This is a genomic window from Pseudomonas capeferrum (assembly GCF_013523055.1).
In the GTDB taxonomy this organism is placed as follows: Bacteria; Pseudomonadota; Gammaproteobacteria; order Pseudomonadales; family Pseudomonadaceae; genus Aquipseudomonas; species Aquipseudomonas capeferrum_A.
The window spans coordinates 136877-156052 of the sequence record NZ_JAAMQM010000012.1 but is presented as its reverse complement, the minus strand read 5'-3'; the positions used below and the strand labels follow the sequence as shown (position 1 = coordinate 156052).

The 19176-nt window shown below is 63.4% G+C and carries 19 protein-coding genes, 1 tRNA gene and 1 pseudogene; 9 read left to right on the top strand and 12 right to left on the bottom strand.

Annotated features, from left to right (window positions below):
- Nucleotides 1–98: 98 nt before the first annotated feature.
- The 3 genes from selA to G7009_RS15305 all read left to right on the top strand — a co-directional run bounded on the left by selA (nucleotide 99) and on the right by G7009_RS15305 (nucleotide 3544).
- Nucleotides 99–1526 carry an L-seryl-tRNA(Sec) selenium transferase gene (selA, locus tag G7009_RS15315; RefSeq protein WP_181130918.1) on the top strand — a complete coding sequence of 476 codons (1428 nt, stop codon included), beginning with the start codon at nucleotides 99–101 and terminating at the stop codon, nucleotides 1524–1526.
- Nucleotides 1523–3442 (top strand): selenocysteine-specific translation elongation factor, encoded by a 1920-nt coding sequence (gene selB / locus G7009_RS15310; RefSeq protein WP_181130962.1) that lies wholly within the window; start codon nucleotides 1523–1525, stop codon nucleotides 3440–3442. The genes selA and selB overlap by 4 nt, the downstream gene beginning before the upstream one ends.
- A 6-nt stretch (nucleotides 3443–3448) precedes the next feature.
- Nucleotides 3449–3544: transfer RNA gene (locus G7009_RS15305), tRNA-Sec, on the top strand.
- Between the two features lie 98 nt (nucleotides 3545–3642).
- Here G7009_RS15305 and G7009_RS15300 read toward each other — a convergent pair.
- Both G7009_RS15300 and G7009_RS15295 read right to left on the bottom strand, forming a co-directional pair.
- The gene (locus G7009_RS15300) at nucleotides 3643–4632 is read right to left on the bottom strand and encodes an asparaginase (protein WP_181130917.1); all 990 of its coding nucleotides are present in this window, start codon (nucleotides 4630–4632) and stop codon (nucleotides 3643–3645) included.
- Nucleotides 4633–4702: 70 nt separating this feature from the next.
- Complete coding sequence (locus tag G7009_RS15295) at nucleotides 4703–6145, bottom strand: alanine/glycine:cation symporter family protein (RefSeq protein WP_181130916.1); 1443 nt, start codon at nucleotides 6143–6145, stop codon at nucleotides 4703–4705.
- 174 nt (nucleotides 6146–6319) lie between these two features.
- Between G7009_RS15295 and G7009_RS15290 the strand changes: the two genes are divergently transcribed.
- Nucleotides 6320–7132 (top strand): helix-turn-helix domain-containing protein, encoded by an 813-nt coding sequence (locus G7009_RS15290; RefSeq protein WP_181130915.1) that lies wholly within the window; start codon nucleotides 6320–6322, stop codon nucleotides 7130–7132.
- A 6-nt stretch (nucleotides 7133–7138) separates the two neighbouring features.
- On the opposite strand, the gene G7009_RS15285 is transcribed toward G7009_RS15290, so the two are convergent.
- Both G7009_RS15285 and G7009_RS15280 read right to left on the bottom strand, forming a co-directional pair.
- Nucleotides 7139–7978, bottom strand: a complete 840-nt coding sequence (locus G7009_RS15285) for an alpha/beta hydrolase (RefSeq protein ID WP_181130914.1) — start codon at nucleotides 7976–7978, stop codon at nucleotides 7139–7141.
- Between the two features lie 9 nt (nucleotides 7979–7987).
- Nucleotides 7988–8661 (bottom strand): annotated as a pseudogene (locus G7009_RS15280) (TSUP family transporter); the annotation flags it as partial.
- A 488-nt stretch (nucleotides 8662–9149) separates the two neighbouring features.
- Between G7009_RS15280 and G7009_RS15275 the strand changes: the two are divergent.
- On the top strand, nucleotides 9150–10034 hold the full coding sequence (locus G7009_RS15275) for a sugar nucleotide-binding protein (protein WP_181130913.1): 885 nt from the start codon (nucleotides 9150–9152) through the stop codon (nucleotides 10032–10034).
- Nucleotides 10027–10962 (top strand): NAD-dependent epimerase/dehydratase family protein, encoded by a 936-nt coding sequence (locus G7009_RS15270; RefSeq protein ID WP_181130912.1) that lies wholly within the window; start codon nucleotides 10027–10029, stop codon nucleotides 10960–10962. The genes G7009_RS15275 and G7009_RS15270 overlap by 8 nt, the downstream gene beginning before the upstream one ends.
- Before the next feature lie 68 nt (nucleotides 10963–11030).
- Here the strand turns inward: G7009_RS15270 and G7009_RS15265 are convergent, their stop codons facing one another.
- From G7009_RS15265 to G7009_RS15245, 5 genes are all read right to left on the bottom strand, one after another.
- The gene (locus G7009_RS15265) at nucleotides 11031–11714 is read right to left on the bottom strand and encodes an OmpW/AlkL family protein (protein WP_181130911.1); all 684 of its coding nucleotides are present in this window, start codon (nucleotides 11712–11714) and stop codon (nucleotides 11031–11033) included.
- 108 nt (nucleotides 11715–11822) lie between these two features.
- A complete protein-coding gene (locus tag G7009_RS15260; protein WP_181130910.1) occupies nucleotides 11823–12347 on the bottom strand; it encodes a DUF3299 domain-containing protein in 525 nt (174 codons plus the stop codon).
- 9 nt (nucleotides 12348–12356) lie between these two features.
- The gene (locus G7009_RS15255) at nucleotides 12357–13622 is read right to left on the bottom strand and encodes an ABC transporter permease (RefSeq protein ID WP_181130909.1); all 1266 of its coding nucleotides are present in this window, start codon (nucleotides 13620–13622) and stop codon (nucleotides 12357–12359) included.
- The gene (locus tag G7009_RS15250; RefSeq protein ID WP_181130908.1) at nucleotides 13622–14329 is read right to left on the bottom strand and encodes an ABC transporter ATP-binding protein; all 708 of its coding nucleotides are present in this window, start codon (nucleotides 14327–14329) and stop codon (nucleotides 13622–13624) included. The genes G7009_RS15255 and G7009_RS15250 overlap by 1 nt, the downstream gene beginning before the upstream one ends.
- A gap of 1 nt (nucleotide 14330) precedes the next feature.
- The gene (locus tag G7009_RS15245) at nucleotides 14331–14912 is read right to left on the bottom strand and encodes a DUF2796 domain-containing protein (protein WP_181130907.1); all 582 of its coding nucleotides are present in this window, start codon (nucleotides 14910–14912) and stop codon (nucleotides 14331–14333) included.
- A gap of 130 nt (nucleotides 14913–15042) precedes the next feature.
- Between G7009_RS15245 and G7009_RS15240 the strand changes: the two genes are divergently transcribed.
- A complete protein-coding gene (locus G7009_RS15240; RefSeq protein ID WP_181130906.1) occupies nucleotides 15043–15387 on the top strand; it encodes a hypothetical protein in 345 nt (114 codons plus the stop codon).
- Nucleotides 15388–15424: 37 nt separating this feature from the next.
- Here the strand turns inward: G7009_RS15240 and trxA are convergent, their stop codons facing one another.
- Genes trxA through G7009_RS15225 form a run of 3 tightly spaced genes read right to left on the bottom strand, consistent with a single transcriptional unit; the run spans nucleotide 15425 to nucleotide 17457 of the window.
- Nucleotides 15425–16312, bottom strand: coding sequence for a thioredoxin (trxA, locus tag G7009_RS15235; RefSeq protein ID WP_181130905.1), 888 nt, complete (start codon nucleotides 16310–16312; stop codon nucleotides 15425–15427).
- A gap of 32 nt (nucleotides 16313–16344) precedes the next feature.
- Nucleotides 16345–17004: a class I SAM-dependent methyltransferase gene (locus G7009_RS15230; protein WP_181130904.1), complete on the bottom strand. Its 660-nt coding sequence runs from the start codon at nucleotides 17002–17004 to the stop codon at nucleotides 16345–16347.
- Complete coding sequence (locus tag G7009_RS15225; protein ID WP_181130903.1) at nucleotides 17005–17457, bottom strand: YbaY family lipoprotein; 453 nt, start codon at nucleotides 17455–17457, stop codon at nucleotides 17005–17007. It abuts the gene before it with no gap.
- 105 nt (nucleotides 17458–17562) lie between these two features.
- Between G7009_RS15225 and nrdR the strand changes: the two genes are divergently transcribed.
- Nucleotides 17563–18027 carry a transcriptional regulator NrdR gene (nrdR, locus tag G7009_RS15220; RefSeq protein WP_181130902.1) on the top strand — a complete coding sequence of 155 codons (465 nt, stop codon included), beginning with the start codon at nucleotides 17563–17565 and terminating at the stop codon, nucleotides 18025–18027.
- A 2-nt stretch (nucleotides 18028–18029) separates the two neighbouring features.
- Nucleotides 18030–19160 carry a bifunctional diaminohydroxyphosphoribosylaminopyrimidine deaminase/5-amino-6-(5-phosphoribosylamino)uracil reductase RibD gene (gene ribD / locus G7009_RS15215; RefSeq protein WP_181130901.1) on the top strand — a complete coding sequence of 377 codons (1131 nt, stop codon included), beginning with the start codon at nucleotides 18030–18032 and terminating at the stop codon, nucleotides 19158–19160.
- Nucleotides 19161–19176 lie beyond the last annotated feature (16 nt).

Genomic DNA, 19176 nt, shown 5'->3' with positions numbered 1-19176 from the left:
CCGCCACGCCGCCGCGCCCATCGCAGCGGCGACCTGATGGATTGGTCATGCCACAGCACTTGTCCAGACAATGAATCAGCAAAAGGTCTCAACGCCATATGCCCTCGAGTCTCCCTGACAGGCCCTTGCGCCTGCCCTCGATCGATACCTTGCTGCGCCATCCCACCTGCCAACCGCTGATCACGCGCCACGGCCGCGATGCCACCCTGGCGATCCTGCGCGGCTTGATGGAGGATCTGCGCGAGCCCACCAGGCTTGGAGAACTGAGCGCCCCGGAGCTGACAGCCGACGTCCTGCTGGGACGTGTTGGCGAGCGCCTGGCCAGCCAGCAGCAGAGTCGTATCCGGCGAGTGTTCAACCTCACCGGCACGGTGCTGCATACCAACCTTGGCCGTGCCTTGCTGCCCGAAGAGGCGGTGGAAGCGGTGCAACTGGCTGCCCGCTATCCGCTCAACCTGGAATTCGACCTGGCTACTGGCAAGCGCGGTGATCGCGATGATCTGATCGAAGGCCTCATTCGCGATCTGACAGGCGCCGAAGCCGTCACCGTGGTCAACAACAACGCCGCTGCTGTCCTGCTGGCGCTCAATAGCCTGGGGGCACGCAAGGAAGGGGTCATTTCGCGAGGCGAACTGATCGAGATCGGCGGTGCTTTCCGGATTCCAGACATCATGGCCCGCGCTGGCGTCCGCTTGCACGAGGTGGGCACGACCAATCGCACCCACGCCCGCGATTACGAAGCCGCCATCGGGCCGCGTACCGGTTTGCTGATGCGCGTGCACTGCAGCAACTACAGCATCCAGGGCTTCACTACTCAGGTGCCTACCGCGCAACTGGCGCAGATAGCCCATCAGCACGACCTGCCGCTGCTGGAAGACCTGGGTAGCGGAAGCTTGCTCGACCTCACGCGTTGGGGGCTGCCGGCCGAGCCGACCGTACGTCAGGCGCTGGCCGATGGTGCCGATATCGTCACGTTCAGCGGCGACAAGCTGTTGGGCGGACCTCAGGCCGGGATCATCGTCGGACGCAAGGACCTGATTGCCAGGATCAAGAAGAATCCGCTGAAACGCGCCTTGCGCGTCGACAAGCTCACCCTTGCTGCCCTCGAGGCTGTACTCGCGCTGTATCGCGACCCCGATCGCCTGGCCGAACGCCTGCCCAGCTTGCGTCTGTTGACACGTCCCCAGGCCGAGATCGCCTCCCAGGGTGAACGCCTGGCCGCGTCCTTGGCTTCTGCGTTGGGCGAACAATGGACGGTGAGCGTCGAGCCTGTACTGGGCATGATCGGCAGCGGCAGCCAGCCTGTCGCACGGCTGCCGAGCGCGGCCCTGTGCCTGCGCCCGCAGGTACCCAAGCGCCTGCGTAGCCGCAGCCTGCACGTGCTCGAGCGCGCCTTGCGCGCATTGCCGGTGCCCGTGCTCGGTCGCATAGATGCGGACGCGCTGTGGCTCGACCTGCGTCAGTTGGATGATGAGGCGCAATGGCTCGCGCAACTGCCCGCGCTGCAATTGGGGCCCGTGCAGTGATCGTAGGGACCGCGGGGCATATCGACCATGGCAAGACCGCCTTGCTGCAGGCCCTGACCGGTCAAACGGGCGACCAGCGCCAGGAGGAGCGTGCCCGGGGCATGACCATCGATCTGGGTTATCGCTATGCCGCCTTGGCCGAGGGCGCTCCGCTGACCGGCTTCATCGATGTGCCGGGCCATGAGCGGTTCATCCACAACATGCTGGCAGGCGCCCACGGCATCGATCTGGTGCTGCTGGTGGTAGCGGCCGACGATGGGGTCATGCCGCAGACGCGTGAGCATCTGTCGATCATCGAGCTGCTGGGCATCCCTCAGGCGCTGGTGGTGATCAGCAAATGCGATCGGGTCGGACCGCAACGTGTCGACGAAGTGCATGCACAGGTGATCGAGTTGCTATCGAGCGGCCCCTACGCGCACGCGCCACGATTTGCGTTATCAAGCCAGACTGGAGAGGGCATCGACCCTTTGCGCCGCGCGCTGCTCACGGCCCAGGAAACGGTCCGCCAGCGTAGTGCGGAAGGTGCATTCCGCCTGGCGATAGACCGCGCCTTCGCAGTCTCGGGGGCAGGTATCGTGGTCACCGGCACCGCGCTGGCCGGACGGGTCGGCGCAGGCGATACGCTGGTGCTGGGCAAAGCCGGCAAGCCGGTCCGAGTACGTGGCCTGCATGCGCAAAACGAGCCCGCGCCGATCGCCGAGGCAGGACAGCGCGTGGCGCTGAACATCAGTGCCGAACGTCTGGCGCTCGAGCATATCCACCGGGGCGACTGGCTGGTGACTGAATGGCTCCACGCGACCACGACACGCATCGATATCGAGCTGAGCCTGCTGCCGGGCGAAGCGCGCGCGTTCAAGCACTTCAGCGCTGTCCATGTGCACCTGGGGACGCAGGATGTCACGGCCCGAGTCGCGTTGCTGCAGGGCGAAACTCTGCTTCCGGGTCAGCGAGCCTTCGCCCAGCTTCTGCTCAACTCACCGATGCAGGCGGTGCATGGTGACCGTCTTGTATTGCGAGATCAGCGAGCCCAGCGGACCCTGGGCGGTGGGCGGGTACTGGACCCCTTTGCGCCGAGTCGACAACGCCGCAGCGAAGGGCGGCTGAACCAATTGCAGGTACTGGCCAGTGTCGTGGATCTCGAACAGGCGCTGCCCGGATTGCTGGAAGCGGCGCCTGGCGGCCTTGATCCGCAACGTCTGGCGCGGCAGTTCAACCGTCCGCGCGACAGCTGGGTGTTGCCGGGCGGGCTCGAGCTCGTCGCCACTCGGCAGGGGCACCTGCTGTTTTCCAGCCGGCATTGGCAAGCGGTGAAGCGGCAGGTCTTGGAACAGTTGGCGTCGTTTCACGAGCAGGAGCCCGATCAACTGGGGCCGGATCGGGACCGTTTGCGCCGATTCGCGGCCTTGCCCTTGGAGCGGCCGGCATTCGTCAGTCTGGTCGATGAGCTGCTGGGCAGCGGTGAGATCGCCAGCAGCGGTCCCTGGCTGCACTTGCCGACTCACCAGGCTCGACTGAGCGAGGCCGATACCGCCTTGTGGGCCCATCTTCAGCCCAGGCTGTTGGAAGGCGCTTTCGATCCGCCCTGGGTGAGGACCCTGGCCGTTGCCGAACATCATGAAGAAGGCGAGGTACGTCTGCTGTTGCGCAAGCTGGCTCGGTTGGGCGTGGTTCATCAAGTAGTGCGCGACTTGTTCTACCCCGAGACGACGCTGCAACGCATGGCGGGCATGCTGCTGGAACATGCAGACGGCAATCCGGTGGTGCAGGTTGCGGCATTTCGCGATATGTTGGGCATCGGTCGCAAGCGCAGTGTGCAGATTCTCGAGTATTTCGACCGTATCGGGCTGACCCGCAGGGTCGCCGACCAGCGTTACATCCGTGTCGACAGCGACCTGGCCAGGCAGGTCTGGCGCTGAGTCCAAGGAAGGCAATCGCGCCCGGTGGCGCGGCCGGGCTTCAAACCCGGTTGGGGACGGCATCCGTTCCCGGGCAGGTTCGACTCCCGCTGCCTTCCGCCATCTTTCCTACAGTAGGCCGAAGTCGACTTCTTCGCGGGTAAATCGCATCGGCGGACCGCCGCTCCCCCAGAAGTACGTTGACCCTGAAAGAGCGGCCTTCAGGCCCGCTCCCCACACAGGTCTAGAGCAAACCAGTGCTCCGCCGCCTGCACATCCAGGCCGGCCCCCAGCAGCCCGAACAACTTGCCCAGCGCCGCCTCGCGGGTCATGCCGCCACCGCTGACCAGCCCGGTATCGCGCAAGCGGCTGCCCGCCGCGTAGGTATCGAACACCACTGATCCCACCGGGCACTGGCTGATCGCAACGATTACCACACCGCCCTGGCGGGCATCGTGCAGCGCATCGAGCAGCGCCTGATCATCGGATGGGCCAGTCCCGCTGCCATAGCATTCCAGCACCATGCCATGCACGCCGCTGTCGAGCAGACCGCGCAGGTGTTCGGCCTGCAAGCCGGGGAACACCGGCAACACTGCCAGCTTCACCGGTTGGCGCGGCTGGCGATAGTCCAGCACCGAAGGAATGGCCGCGGCCCGTTCGCCGTCGCGATGACGGGGCAGCGCGGCGAAAGCGTCGAAGGCTTCGCTGCGCAGTTTCGAGGCTCGGCAGCCATGCAGCAGTTGATCGTGGAAGTACAGCTGCACGCCATCTTCCAGACCACTTTCGAACAGGCGCAGGGCACCGAGCAGGTTATCCCAGGCATCGCTGTCCGGCGCCCCCGCCGGCAGCATCGAGCCGGTCAGCAGCACCGGTACTGGCAGGCCGAGCAACAGGAACGACAGCGCCGCGGCGCTATAGGCCAGGGTGTCGGTGCCGTGCAGCACCAGCACACCATCGTGCCCGTCACGTTCCACCGCCTCGACGATAGCGTCGCGCATGGCCAGCCAGTTGGACTGTTGCATGTTGGCGCTGTCGATGAGCGGATTCAGTTCGCGCAAGGACCACTGCAGCGAAGGGGCATTCGGCAACCGCGTCAGGTATTCGCGCATCCGCGCTTCGAAGCCTCCGGCTGGCGCCAGGCCCTCGGGGCTCTGCAGCATGCCAATGGTGCCACCGGTGTAAAGGACGAGGAGATTCTTGACTGCACGCATGGGAGCATTCCGTAGCGATGAGCGGGAAAAGGCAGCCGCCCACTGACGGGGCGGCTGGCAGGGGAGAGTATCAGCCTTGGGTGCGGGCCTGGCCCACAGCCTTGTCGGCAACCGTTTCAACTTGTGGATTGGCTGGCCATGCGGCGCGGTCCAGATCCAGCTCAGGGAACTTGGAAGAGTCGAAGACCGGCTGCTTGATGCCGGCGCGACGCTGGTCATCGTAGTCGCGCATGACCCGCAGACCGACCTTGAACAGCATGGCCAGGGCGATCAGGTTGACGAACGCCAGACAGGTCATGGTGATGTCGGCAAAGGCGAACACGGTCGTCAGGTTCTGTACCGAACCCCAGACGATCAGCGCCAGTACCAGCCCACGGTAGCCCATCAGAACGACGCGATTGCGGGTGAGGAACAGCAGACTGTTTTCGCCCAGGTAGTAGTTGTAGAGAATGCAGGTGAAGACGAACAGCGACAGTGCGACGCTGACGAACAGACGACCCCAGTCACCCACCACGGCTGCCAGGGAGTTCTGGGTCAGGACGATGCCGTCACCTTCGAAACCCGGCGTGTAGAAGCCCGACAGCAGGATCAGCAGCGCGGTGCAGGTGCAGATCACGAAGGTGTCGAGGAAGACGCTGAATGCCTGTACCACGCCTTGCGCGCCGGGATGGCGAACAGCGGCGACGGCGGCGACGTTCGGCGCACTGCCAAGACCCGCTTCGTTGGCGAACACGCCGCGTTTCACGCCCATGACGATGGCGCTGCCCAACAGGCCGCCGAAGGCTGGGTCAAGGCCGAATGCGCTCTTGAAGATGGTTTCCAGCATGGCCGGGACATGTTCGATCTGGCTGCCGATGACGTACAGCGTCACGCCGATGTAGGCCAGGGTCTTGACCGGTACCAGGAGATCGGAAACCGCGGCGATGCGCTTGATGCCACCCAGAAATACGATGGCCAGCAGTACGGCCAGGGTAATGCCGGTGTGCTTGGGATCGAAGCCGAAGGCATTTTGCAGCGAGTGGGTGACGGTGTACGACTGCAGGCCGTTGAAGGCGAAGCCGTAGGTCACCAGCAGCAGCAGGGCAAACACCACCGCCATGGTCTTGAGCTTCAAGCCATGCTGGATGTAGTAGGCAGGGCCGCCACGGTACAGGCCATCACCGTCGGCGCGCTTGTAGACCTGCGCCAGGGTGCACTCGAAGAAGCTGGACGACATGCCCACCAGCGCGGTCACCCACATCCAGAACACGGCACCTGGACCACCCAGGGTCACGGCGATACCGACGCCTGCGATGTTGCCTGCGCCGACGCGGCCGGCCAGGCTCAGCATCAGTGCCTGGAAAGAGCTCAACTGGCCGGCCTGGCCGCGCAAGGATTCCTTGAACACGCCAAACATGTGGCCGAAGTGACGGAATTGGACAAACCGCGAGCGGATGGTGAAGTAACTGCCCAGTCCGACGATCAGGACGATGAGGAGTTTCCCCGAGAGGAAATCATTGAGCACTTCGAGCATTGAAACGACCTCGATTCTTATTTTTTGCATGAAAGACGGTAGGCCGACGTCGCTGCGTCGGTTGCGGGGGCGCATGGTTGGCCATGACAACTATCGTTACAATTTCGCGCCTTAGTCTTAATTGATGCGACTTGATGCTAAACTGGCGCCGATAGCATCACTTGGACGGGATCCATGAGCGATCATTTCGCTACCAACCTTAAACTGGCCTGTAGCCACTACCGCTCTATCTCAGAGGTTTGCCGCCAGCTGACGATCAATCGCGCGCAGTTCAACAAGTACCTGAGCGGGCAGAGCCGTCCGACGGCTTACAACCTCAAGCGCATCGGCGATTTCTTCGGGGTCGAGGACTACGAGCTGAGCCAGCCGCCCGAACAGTTCGCCCGGCTGATCGGCGCGCGCATCGCGTCGGAACAGCCGGGGCAGACCAGCGACCCGATCAGCGAGCTGTTCAAGCCGCTGCACGCGCAGGCTGGCAATCTCTCGCGCTATTGCGGCTACTATTTCGAATACTCCAACTGCATGTCGGTGCCAGGTTCGATCCTGGTTTCGCTTGTGCACCTGCGTGAAGAGCGTGGCAGCTTCCTGTTCGAGCGCCAGGAACGCCAAGAGCGCAGCAGCGCCACCGACCTGCACGCCGAAGTGCGCTGTCGCTATCTGGGGGCGGCGTTCCAGTTGCAGGATCGGGTGTTTCTGATCGACTACGAGTCGCTGACCCTCAACGAGATGAGCCAGACCATTCTCATCCCGAGCTTCAAAAGCCGCATCACCCGCCTCAACGGCCTCAAGACCGGCGTATCCAGCGGCGACCGGCGTACCCCGGCCTGCACCCGGGTGGTCTGGGAGTTTCTGGGCGAAGAGATCAACCGCATCAACGCCTACCGTCAGGTCAGGCTTTATCGCCCGGACGATCCACGCATCGATGACGACGTACGCGAGCGCTTGAGCGTCGGCCCGCTGAGCAATGGTCTGTTCGAGATCGAGTGACTGCGATCAATCGAGGATGAACGCCGCCACCACGTCGGCGACCTGATCAGCCACCTGTGGCGCGTCTCGCAGATGCGCGGCGATGCCATGGTCGCAGTCGGTCAGCAGCAAGCATTGCACGTCTGGGGCAGGCACCGAGCGCAGCAGGGTATGGGTGACTTCTTCGGGGATAGGGCTGTAGCGCTGCACGCCTGCCAACGTTCGGACGCCTGCCGAAGTGCCCGGGCCTTGGCCGAAAACCTGGGAGTTGAGCCCGTCGTATTCACCGATCACCAGCAGCACCTTGCCCTGAAACTGTCGCAGGAACGCGTAGCTATCGCACTCCAGGAAGGCATAGGGTTTTCGGATCGCCGCCGTGAATGCCGGACCGAACGGCGCCTGGTGGGCGGCGTCAGGGTAGACTGCAGGGCAGACCAGCACCAGTTTGCGCACTGCCGGCAACTGCGCCGCCATTTTCAACGCGATGGCCGCGCCAAGGCTGTGGCCGATGAGTGCCTGGCAGCTCGCGGCAATATGTCGATGAAAGCGCAGCGCCTCATGCAGGTTGGTAGCCAGCGAAGGTGCCACGGCACCCGGCTCGCTGGCCAGACTGTGGCCGGACAGATTGCCGGTCAGCGAGCCGATGCCCTGCTGTTGCAAACGATAGAGCAAAGGATTGAGACGGGTGAAGTCCGACCGTGCTCCGCCGACGACGAAGGTCGCGGGGGCGCGTTGGATATCGGGGAGCAGCAGGCGTGCCTGCTGTCGGTAACCGTCGAAAGTCTCGTCGATGAATCGCTCTGCGCCCGGCGCAGGCTCGTCGTAATGCCAGCGTGTACGCTGAGCTACGGTGACCTTGTGGTCCATCCATGTCTCCTAGGTAGCCCAGTGTTGCAGCCATGCGCCGAGAGGACTGTCTGCGCTCAGCAGCAGTTTGATTGCCATCAGACAACAGACGAAGACTAGCAGCGGCTTGATCAATCGCGGGCCAAAACGCACAGCGCATCGAGCGCCCAGCTGCGCGCCGACGATCGCCGCGCCTGCCATCGCCAGGGCCAATGGCCAGACGATAGCACCACTCACTGTGAGCACCGATAGTGCGCCGAGGTTGCAGGCGGCGTTCAGCAGCTTGCTGTTACGGGCCGCGCGCAGCAGTCGTTGGCCAAGGAGAAGCACGCAGGCAAGCATGAAGAAAGAGCCGACCCCCGGACCGAACAGCCCGTCGTAGAACCCGAACAGCGGCGCCAAGGTCATGCAGAACAGACTGGTCGAGATCTTTGCCTTGCGCTCGTGTTCGTCAGGCTTGGGACTGAAGGCGAAATAGCCAGCCACCAGAATCAGTAGCGTGGGTACGCTCGCTTGCAGGAAGGCCGTAGGGATCAGGCTCACGGAAAGAGCCTCATTACGCCGCCGCCGAATGACATGAGCGCCATGGGCGAACCGATTTGCCAATCGATCATGCCCTTGCGAGCAAAGGCGAAGGTGGCCGAAACCGTGACCGATGCCGCCTGGACCTTGTTGGTGGCAATGGTTGCGAGCGGATCGATGCCAGTGCGTGCAGGCTACCCAGCTGTTCGATTAATCCACGCAGTAGGTTTATTTGCGTGGACTCATTGGCCGGGTTCCACCTCGCAGTGAGTATCAGCGCGGAGGGGGCAGGGGGTGTGTTCTGGCTGGCTCTGGCCAGCGCTTGAGCTTGCTCGTGGTCGAAACTCAGATACGCAACTTCTGAATCCTGCATCGGGGAACATTCCTTGCCATTGATGCTGTTCAGGCATTCCCCGTGGCAGGTATTCAGGCGAAGTGCCCGCCTGCCTGAAAAGGAATGAGTCGATTAGTGGGCTCGGCATTCCACAAACCCGATAGTCAGCGCATTCCGGGTGGTCTATAGGGCATTTCCTAATGTGCTTAAGCGGCGGGGGACATACCTTGTATTCAACGCAGAATTTAGGCATGTCCTAGCCGTGTTGGACTTCCCTAGCTGGAAACCGCAAAATGTTCGCTTCCTTCAATCAATCTGTTCGGATCTGCTGACTCTATGCGAATGCGCCTGATGCTGTTGGGTGGTGGAAATGCCCTCGGGCAAGCGCTGATTCGTCTCGGGGCGGAGGAAGGCATCGGTTTCCTGGCGCCGCGTCCGCCGGAAGGTGGCTGGGATGCGGCCAGCCTGACGCAGTTGCTGGATGACAATCGACCGGATGCGCTGGTCAACCTGGCCTATTACTTCGACTGGTTCCAGGCCGAGTCGGTCAGCGAACAGCGCCTGGCCCAGCAAGAGCGCGCGGTCGAGCGGCTGGCGGAATTGTGCCAGCACCACGAGATTACCCTGGTACAACCTTCGAGCTACCGCGTGTTCGACGGCTCGCGAGCCACCGCCTACAGCGAGAAGGACGAGCCGGCTCCGCTCGGGCTGCGCGGCCAGGCCCTCTGGCGAGTCGAGCAGAGCGTGCGTGCGACCTGTCCACAGCACGTAATGCTGCGTTTCGGCTGGGTCCTGGATGAAAGTCTCGACGGCGTGCTCGGGCGTTTCCTGACCCGCGCCGAACAACCCCATGAACTGATGCTGGCGGACGACAGGCGTGGTAATCCTACCCCTGTCGATGACGCCGCGCGGGTCATCCTCTCGGTGCTCAAGCAGCTCGATTGCGCAGCGCCTCTGTGGGGGACCTACCATTACGCCGGCAATGAAGCGACCACGCCACTTGCGCTAGGGCAGGCTATCCTCAGTGAGGCAGCCCAGTGGCGCAAGCTGGTCGTGCAGGCACCTACGCCGCAGGCCCATGCCGCTCGGCCGGATGCCAGCGAGGAGCCGCAGCACGCGGTGCTCGCCTGCAAGAAAATCCTTCACACTTTCGGTATCAAGCCCCGTGCCTGGCGCGCGGGTTTGCCACCCTTACTGGACCGGTTCTATCGACATGGCTGATGCTCCCATCCTGATTACCGGCGGCGCCGGCTTCATCGGCTCGCATTTGTGCGATGCCCTGCTGGAGAAAGGCCACGCCGTACGCATTCTCGACGACCTCTCCACCGGCAAGCGCAGCAACCTGCAATTACACCATCCACGCCTCGAGCTGATCGAGGGGGATGTCGCGGATGCCGCGCTCGTTACGCGCGCCGCCGACGGGTGCGCCGCGGTGGTCCATCTGGCGGCCGTGGCCTCGGTACAGGCTTCGGTCGAAGATCCGGTCAAGACCCACCAAAGCAACTTCATCGGCACCCTCAATATCTGCGAGGCGATGCGCGTGAATGGCATTCGCCGCGTGCTCTTCGCTTCCAGCGCGGCCATCTACGGCAACAATGGCGAAGGCCAGGCGATCAACGAAGACACGCCCAAGTCACCGCTGACGCCTTACGCCGCAGACAAGCTGGCCAGCGAGCACTACCTGGATTTCTACCGTCGTCAGCATGGGCTGGAGCCAGTGGTGTTCCGTTTCTTCAACATCTTCGGGCCGCGCCAGGATCCATCCTCGCCGTATTCAGGTGTGATCAGCATCTTCGCCGAGCGGACGACGCGAGGCGTACCCATCACGGTATTCGGCGATGGCGAGCAGACGCGTGATTTCCTGTACGTCGGCGATCTGGTGCGGGTAATGGTGCAAGCGCTGGCGCTCGAGACGGTGGAAGAAGGGGCCGTGAATATCGGCCTGAACCAGGCGACTTCGCTGAACCAGCTGCTCGAGGCATTGAAGCAGGTGGTCGGCAGCTTGCCGGACATCACCTATGGACCTGCGCGCTCGGGCGACATTCGTCATTCGCGTGCCGACAATGGACGCCTGCTGGCGCGCTTCGACGTATCCGGCTCGACCTCGATGGTCGATGGCCTGGCTAAGCTGCTCGGCAATACCCGCTAGTCTAGGGCGGCGGGCTAGAAGCGATCGAACGACCGGGAGCGGCCCATTGCAGGCCGCTCCCGATCACATCAGAACTTGTAGCCGATACCGACCATATAGACCCACGGGTCCACTTCCACATCGACCTTGGTCTTGCCCACGCCCAATGCCGTCGGTCCATCGATGGTCGCCTTGGTATTGATGTCGACATACCAGACCGCGGCGTTCAACAGCAGATTGTCCGTCAGCATGTAGTCCATACCGAGTTGGCCGGCCAGGCCGACCGAGTCCTGCAGCTTGATATTGCTGAAGCCTTGGTCCTTGCGTGCACTGCTCAGGTCTTCGTCGAAGAACAGCGTGTAGTTGATCCCGATACCGGCATACGGCTGGAAACGCGAAGAGGCTTCCATCGGGTAGTACTGCAGCGACAATGTTGGCGGCAGTTGCTTGATATCGGCCAGCTTGCCATCGAGGCCGGCACCCAGGCCTTTCACGCCTACGGTGTGCTGGAAGGGCGTTGCGGCAAGCAGTTCGAGGCCGACGTGGTCGGTGAGCATGTAGGCGAACGCCAGGCCCAGTTGGGTATCGCTGTCCAGGGTGGCCTTGGTGCCGGAGGCCTTGGCGCCATCGAGCTTGATCTCGCCGCTGTCTTCATTCGGTGCGGTGGTGATGGCACCGGCACGCAGGATGAAGTCGCCGGCCTGGTGGGCTTGAGCAACAGGCGCCGCAAGCGCCAGGGCGACGAGCGAGACGCCGAGCAATGACTTGTTCATGGAAGCTCCCAAAGGACATAAAAAATTGTGGCCCAATGGTACGGAGCTGTGAACGGGCAAAAATTGACTTAGCTCAATGAAAGATACGGCCTAGAGCGGACACAGTTCTCATTGCAGCCCAAAGGCGTAGATTTTCCCGGCTTGCATCTGATAACCGGCGTCGGCCAGTTCGCTGCGGGCGGCCTTGACCTGCATTCGCCCTTCGATCCAATAGGGCTGATAGAGGTCTTCGACACGCACGCCCATTTCGCTGAAGATGTGCACGATCTGGTTGGACGGAGGCGGCGGGACATGGATGCAGGCGCCGTAGTAAGGCACCAGGAGGAACTCCGTGGTGCGCCCCTGCTCATTGACCTCCAAGGGCACGATATAACCGGGCAGCTTGACCTGTTGGCCGTCCAGTGCCTCGACCACCGGCGCATCGGGTGCCGGCTGGACCGCTGCCGGCGCTGACTCGGCGGCCAGTGCGTCGCCCAGTTGCGACAACCGGGACATGTCATGCAGTGGCGTCATCTGCGGCTCGATGATCGGCGCGCCTTCCGGAATCAGTTGTGGCCAATCCAGGGTCCGCGACTCGCCGGCCCACGACGAAGACGCGACGAGCAGCAGAAACAGCAGCAGGAAGCGGGGCATACCGGACTCTCAAAGATGGATGGACAAACCATCGGCCAATGACTGTCGATAGGCACGCCACGCCGGCACACTGCCCATCAGCAACGCAGCGCCGAGGATGATGGTCAGCAAGGTCCACTCGTGCGAGCTGGGCCAGGCGAGGGGCAGGTACAAGCCATAGTTGGCCTGGACGTAGCCTTGAGCTATCGCGATCCCAAGGTAGAGCAGGCCCAGTCCGGCAGCAATCCCCGATAGCGCCAGGGCCAGGGCTTCCAGTACCAGCAGGCCAGCGATGTGCCAGGGGCGGGCCCCGACCGAGCGCAAGATGGCCATCTCCCGGCGACGTTCGTTGAGGCTGGTGAGGATGGCCGTGAGCATGCCGATCAGGCCAGTCAGGACCACGAACAGCGAGACCACGAAGAGCGCCTGTTCGGCAGTGCCCATCAGGCTCCAGAGTTCCTGCAACGCTACGCCAGGCAAAATCGCCAGCAGCGGCTCGTTGCGCAATTCGTTGATCTCCCTCTGCAGGCTGAACGTGGCGATCTTGTTGTTGAGGCCAAGCATGAACGCGGTGATGGCGATTGGTTGCAGGTCCATGGCGCGTGCCTGCTCGGCGCTGATCCGCCCGGCGCCGCGGGCCGGGACACCGTTGTGCCAATCGATGTGGATGGCTTCCAGCCCGCCCAGGCTGATGTGCAGGGTACGGTCCACCGGCGTGCCGGTCCGCGCTAGCACGCCGACGACGGTGAACGGCTTGTCATCGTGCTTGACCAGGCTGATCGCGGCGACGCCATGGGCCAGCACGAGCCTGTCACCGAGCTTGTAGTGCAGGGCATCGGCGACCTCCGCGCCCAGCACCACCTCGAAAGGATTGTCCGCGAAGGCGCGCCCCTGGCTGAGCTGCAGGTGCTGCTTGCGGGCGTATCGATAGTGCGCGAAATAGTCCTCCGTGGTACCCATGACCCGATAACCGCGGTGAGAGTCGCCCAGTGAAATGGGGATGGCCCATTTCACCCTCGGGTCCTGGGCGTAGTGCTGGTAGCTGTCCCAGCGAATGTTGTTGGTGGCATTGCCGATACGGAATACCGAATAGAGCAGCAGGTTCACCGATCCAGAGCGGGCGCCGACGATCAGGTCGGTACCGCTGATGGTACTGGCGAAACTGGCGCGCGCCTCTGTGCGCACACGTTCGACGGCCAGCAGCAGGCACACCGAAAGGGCGATCGCGAACGCCGTGAGGAAAGCGGTAAAGCGGCGGTTGGCCAGGCTGGCCAGGGCAAGGCGAAGCAGGTACATCAGGCCTCCCGGGGCTTGGCCGCGCGATTGAGCTCGGCCAGGGACAGATGACGGTCGAACAGCGGCGCAAGGCTCTGGTCATGGCTGACGAAGAGCAGGCTGGAGCCGGCGCTACGGCACTCGTCGAACAGCAGGCGGATGAAGGCTTCGCGGGTGTCGGCATCGAGTGCCGAGGTCGGTTCGTCGGCGATCACCAGCTCGGGCTGGCCGATCAGGGCACGAGCGGCGGCCACGCGTTGCTGCTGACCGATCGACAAGGTGTCGGCGCGGCGGGCAAGCAGCGTTGGGTCATTCAGGCCGAGATGGGCCAGCAGTTGCGCGGCAGCCTGGTCGACACTGCCATGGCGTTGCACGGCACGCTCGGCCCGGTTACGCGAGAAGCGGCAAGGCAGTTCGACGTTTTCCCGCACGGAGAGAAACGGCAACAGGTTGAACTGCTGGAAGATATAGCCGGTGTGATCGACGCGAAAACGGTCGCGAGCCCCCTGGCTCAAAGCACCCAGATCCTGCCCGAGCAAGCGGATGCTGCCTTGGCCAGGGCGACTCACGCCGCCAAGCAGCCCCAGCAGCGTAGTCTTGCCGCTGCCGCTTGGGCCTTTGAGGAACACTGCCTCGCCGGCCTCCAGGCGGAACTCCGGAATATCCAGCAGCGCGGGTTGCCCAGGCCAGGCGAAGACAACGTCATGCAGATCGATCAGCGGATTCATTTCAGAAGGCGACCGCTGCCTGGGAGGCGTTCGCTTCCATTCCCTTCTGGCCATTGGGGCCGATCAGCTGCACGTTGATCTTATGGGTCGTCGGGAAGGCCTTGAACAAAGGAGCCAGGTCGATCTGGGCAAGCTTTTCAGGCGAGGAGCAAGTCAGTTTGTAGTGAGCGGTGATGTCGCTGTGCTGGTGTTCATGTTCATGGCTGCCATCATGGCCATGGCTCTCGGCCTTGGCCGTTGGAGCCTTGCCGAACAAGGGACTTTTTAGCTCATTGGCACTTTCGCGGCACCCGGCATCCTTGTCCAGGCCGAACAGCGTCAGTGGTTGTTCCAGTTGCTGGCGTACAGACTCGACCTTGGCCTTGTCGGCGTCACTGCTGGCAGCATGTTCAAAACCGACGAGGTTCATTGCCGGGCTGTCCAGTTCCAATTCCAGGGCATTACCCTCGAGGACTGCATTGATACTGGCCACGCCATGTTCGTGAGGGTCAAGGCTTCCATGGGCGTGATCATGTTCGTCATGAGCGTGAGCGGCAACCAGAGGCAGCAGAGCGAAGGGCAGGACGAGCAACAGGCGGCGCATGGATGACCCCGGGCGACAAGAAGATTTCGTAATGTTATAACAAATTTTGCCGTAAGCACCAGCATGTCGCTTGGCGATGCCGCTATCGCATGGGAGCATGGACGCCTTCAATTTGTGCAAGGGCAGTCACATGAGAATTCGCGGACAGATAGGCGATTGGCCTGTAGACCTGACCATCGAGCTCGATGCGCAGGAATGGGCTCGGCTGGGAAGGCAAGCAGAGCCCTGGGGCAGTCAGGCCCCGGCCACGAGCGCGGCTGTCACCCCGTCACGCCAGGACGATGGGCTCTGGCAGACAGCCTGCGATCTGCTACGTCAGGCCGGCCAGATGGATGGCCCACAATTGCTGGACCAACTGTCCGCACTGACCGGAAGTGCCGCGGCCGGCAAGCGGCTGCTGGTCCGCCTGCGGCACAGCGCGGAGGTGAGGGTGGAAAGTCGGGCGGATTCGCCACTGTATCACTGGCTGGGATGACCCCGTGCGCTGGCAAGGCACGGCGTTCATTCCCCGCTCAGTACAGTGCCGCAAACAGCTTGCGCCGGTACACACCCACCAGTGGATGATCGTTGCCCAGTAGCTCGAACACCTGCAGCAATGTCTTGTGCGGCAAACCGTTCTCATAGGTGCGGTTACGCAGGAACAGCTTGAGCAGGCCGTCGAGCGCCGCTTCATATTGCTGGCGTGCCAGTTGCTGAATGCTCAATTGGTAAGCGGCTTCGTCATCCTGCGGGTTCTGCGCCAGGCGACTCTTGAGCTCGGCGGCTTCCGGCAGGCTGGCTGCCTGGGCAAGGAAGGTCAGCTGCGCCTTGGCGCCGGCCAGCGCGGCCTTGTGCTCGTCGGTCTTGACCGCGTCCAGCACCGCCTGCGCCTCGCTCAGCGCGCCACGCTCGGCCAGGCAGCGGGCGTAGAGGATCAGCGCTTCGGCGTTGCTGTTGTCTTCGCTCAAAAGTGCCTGGAGCAGGGTTTCGGCTTCACTGAAACGGCTCTCGGCGAACAGCGCCTTGGCTTGCTCCAAAGGGGAAGCGGCTGGCGGGGCGGGCATCTGCACGTGAGGTTCGAGCATTGCCCGAATCGCCGATTCAGGCTGTGCGCCAGCGAAACCATCGACGGGTTGACCGTCCTTGAACAGCACCACCGTCGGCAGGCTGCGAATACCGAACTGGGCGACGATCTGCTGCTCGACGTCGCAGTTGACCTTTGCCAGCAGCAACTCGCCCTGGTACTCCTCGGTGATCTTGGCCAGCAGGGGCATCAGCGCCTTGCAGGGCGCGCACCACTCGGCCCAGAAGTCCACCAGGACCGGCTTGTGAAAAGAGTTGTCGATGACCAGTTGCTGGAAGCTGGCATCGCTGGCATCGAAGATGTACGGCAGGGCTGTGTTATTGGAGGCTTGGCTCATCGCGATTCTCGCAAACTCTGGGATGGATACCACTATAAAGGCTGGCGACTGGCGTGGTACAGGCTGACCCGGCGGAATTCGTGCGGTTCGGCCAGGTCCGGCAGCGTCAGCGCCTGCAGTACGCCGAGCGGCCGATAGAGCGGGTGACTGAAGTCGCGAACCCTCGAGTCGGCGACCAGTGCTTGCTGGCCCCGGCTGAGAAACGCGTCGAGCAGCGGCAGGTTGGCGCGGTCATACAGAACGTCCGCGACCAGGATCAGGTCGAAGCGGTCTTCTTCAGCGAAAAAATCCTCGCTGTAGCCCAGCTCCACCTCATTGAGCGCCGCATTGACCCGGCACGCGGCCAGGGCCAATGGATCGAGATCGCAAGCGACTACCTCCAGGGCGCCCGCGCGGGCCGCGGCAATTCCGGCGATACCTGAACCCGCGCCAAAATCCAGCACACGCTTGCCCTGCACCCAGTACGGGTGTTCGGCAAGATAACGCGCCATGGCCAGGCCACTGGCCCAGCAGAAGCTCCAGTAGGGAGGGTCTTCCAGGATGCGCCGGGTTTCGTCCGGATTGAACGCACGGTCCATGTTCTGCGCGTCGATCAGCCACAGCTTCAACGCGCAGTCTGGCAGTTCGCTGACGGTCAGGCGTGCCTCGCCGATCAACTCGCCGAGGGCCTGCTGCAACTGCAACGGCGCCATCTACGGCGCCTTTTCGAAGCGCAGCGTGCCGGTGGCCTGGGTCTGGGCCTGGGTGATGGGCAAGGCCGGCAGGTGAAGGATCAGTTGCCCCGAGCGGCTGGCACGACCGCGCAGTTCGACGCGGGCCCCGGCCGGAAAAGCTTCCGGGTTGAAGCGCAGCTGATAGGGCAAGGGCTGCCCCGTACCCAGCAGGTTGTCACTGGCCAGCAGGCGCTGCGGGCGTCCGCGCTCGTCTATCACTAGCAGTGCCAGTTCCACCTCCGCGCCGGCGGGTACTTCCAGGAGGGTGCCGCTGAGTTCGCGCTGGTAGGCGGGAAGAGGGCCGGGGGGCTGGTGTTGCTTGACGGCCTTTGGCGCCGGCGTCGGTGGGGCTTGTTCGGTCTTCGGTCTGTCGCTGCCGCAGGCTACCAGGAAACTGGCAAGGCAAAGCACGACGAGCGCTCGATGGTGCATGATGAAGTCCTTCAGGGGCAGTTTTCACTCGATGGTAACCCCTTTGACTTGTCTTGCGAGTGGGATGCGCTACCATGGCCCTCCCTTTTTTTGTTGCCTGCCACCATGCACTGTCCCTTTTGCGGTGCCAACGACACCAAGGTCATCGATTCGCGTCTGGTCGCCGAGGGCGAACAGGTGCGCCGTCGGCGTGAATGCGTCGCCTGTGGCGAACGCTTCACCACCTTCGAGACCGCCGAGCTGGTCTTGCCTCGCCTGATCAAGCAGGACGGCACTCGGCAGCCCTTCGATGAAGAGAAGCTGCGTGCCGGCATGCAGCGGGCGCTGGAGAAGCGTCCGGTCAGCGTCGAGCGCCTGGAAGCGGCACTGGCCCACATCAAGCACAAGCTGCGAGCCACCGGCGAACGGGAAGTCAAGTCGCTGGTCGTCGGCGAACTGGTGATGGCCGAGCTGCGCAAGCTCGACGAGGTTGCCTATATCCGCTTTGCCTCTGTCTACCGAAGCTTCCGCGACCTGGAAGAGTTCCGCGAAGAAATCGACCGCTTGGCCCGCGAGCCAGCTAAAGAGTAGAGATGCCCAGCCAGACCGCCATCCTCGATGCCCACTACATGGCGCGGGCGCTGGAGCTGGCCCGCAAGGGCCTGTACAGCACCCATCCCAATCCCCGCGTCGGTTGCGTGATCGTGCGCGATGGCGAGGTCGTGGGCGAAGGCTGGCACGTTCGCGCAGGCGAGCCGCATGCCGAGGTCCATGCCCTGCGCCAGGCCGGGGAGCGCGCCCGGGGCGCCTGTGCCTATGTGACGCTGGAACCCTGCAGTCATCATGGGCGCACGCCCCCCTGCGCCGAAGCGCTGGTCAAGGCTGGCGTGGCTCGCGTGGTCGCAGCCATGCAGGATCCCAATCCGCAGGTAGCCGGGCAAGGCCTCGGGCGCCTGGCCGAAGCCGGTATCGTGGTCGGCAGCGGCCTTCTCGAGGCCGAGGCGCGTGCGCTCAACCCAGGCTTCCTCAAGCGCATGGAGCATGGCCTGCCGTATGTACGGGCGAAACTGGCCATGAGCCTGGACGGCCGTACGGCGATGGCCAGCGGCGAAAGCCAGTGGATCACCGGGCCCGCCGCGCGTTCCGCGGTGCAGCGCCTGCGCGCCCGTTCCAGCGTGGTCCTGACCAGCGCCGAGAGTGTCCTTGCCGACAAGGCGCGCATGACCGTGCGCGCGGCCGAACTCGCCCTGGACGCGGAGACTACGGCCCTGGCGTTGTCACGACCCCCCTTGCGCGTGCTGATCGACGGGCGTCTGCGCCTGCCGCTGGACGCACCCTTCTTCCAGGCAGGCCCTGCTTTGGTAGTCACCGCCGCCGCGCATGAGCCACGTTACGCCGAGGCTGGCCACGAATTGCTGTCGCTGCCTGGCATCAATGGATACGTCGACCTGCAGGCACTCATGCGGGCCCTGGCGGCGCGCGGAGTGAACGAAGTCCTGCTCGAGGCCGGAGCCGGCCTGGTCGGCGCATTTGCTCGTCTAGGACTGATCGACGAATACCAGTTGTTCGTCGCTGGTACCTTCCTGGGATCCGACGCCCGCCCGCTGCTCGATTGGCCTTTGGCGAAGATGAGCGAAGCACCGCGGCTCAAAATCACCGGAATGCGCGCAGTCGGCGATGATTGGCGAATCACGGCCATCCCTTTGCCGGCCTGCGGCGTATAATCGCGGGCTTGAGACG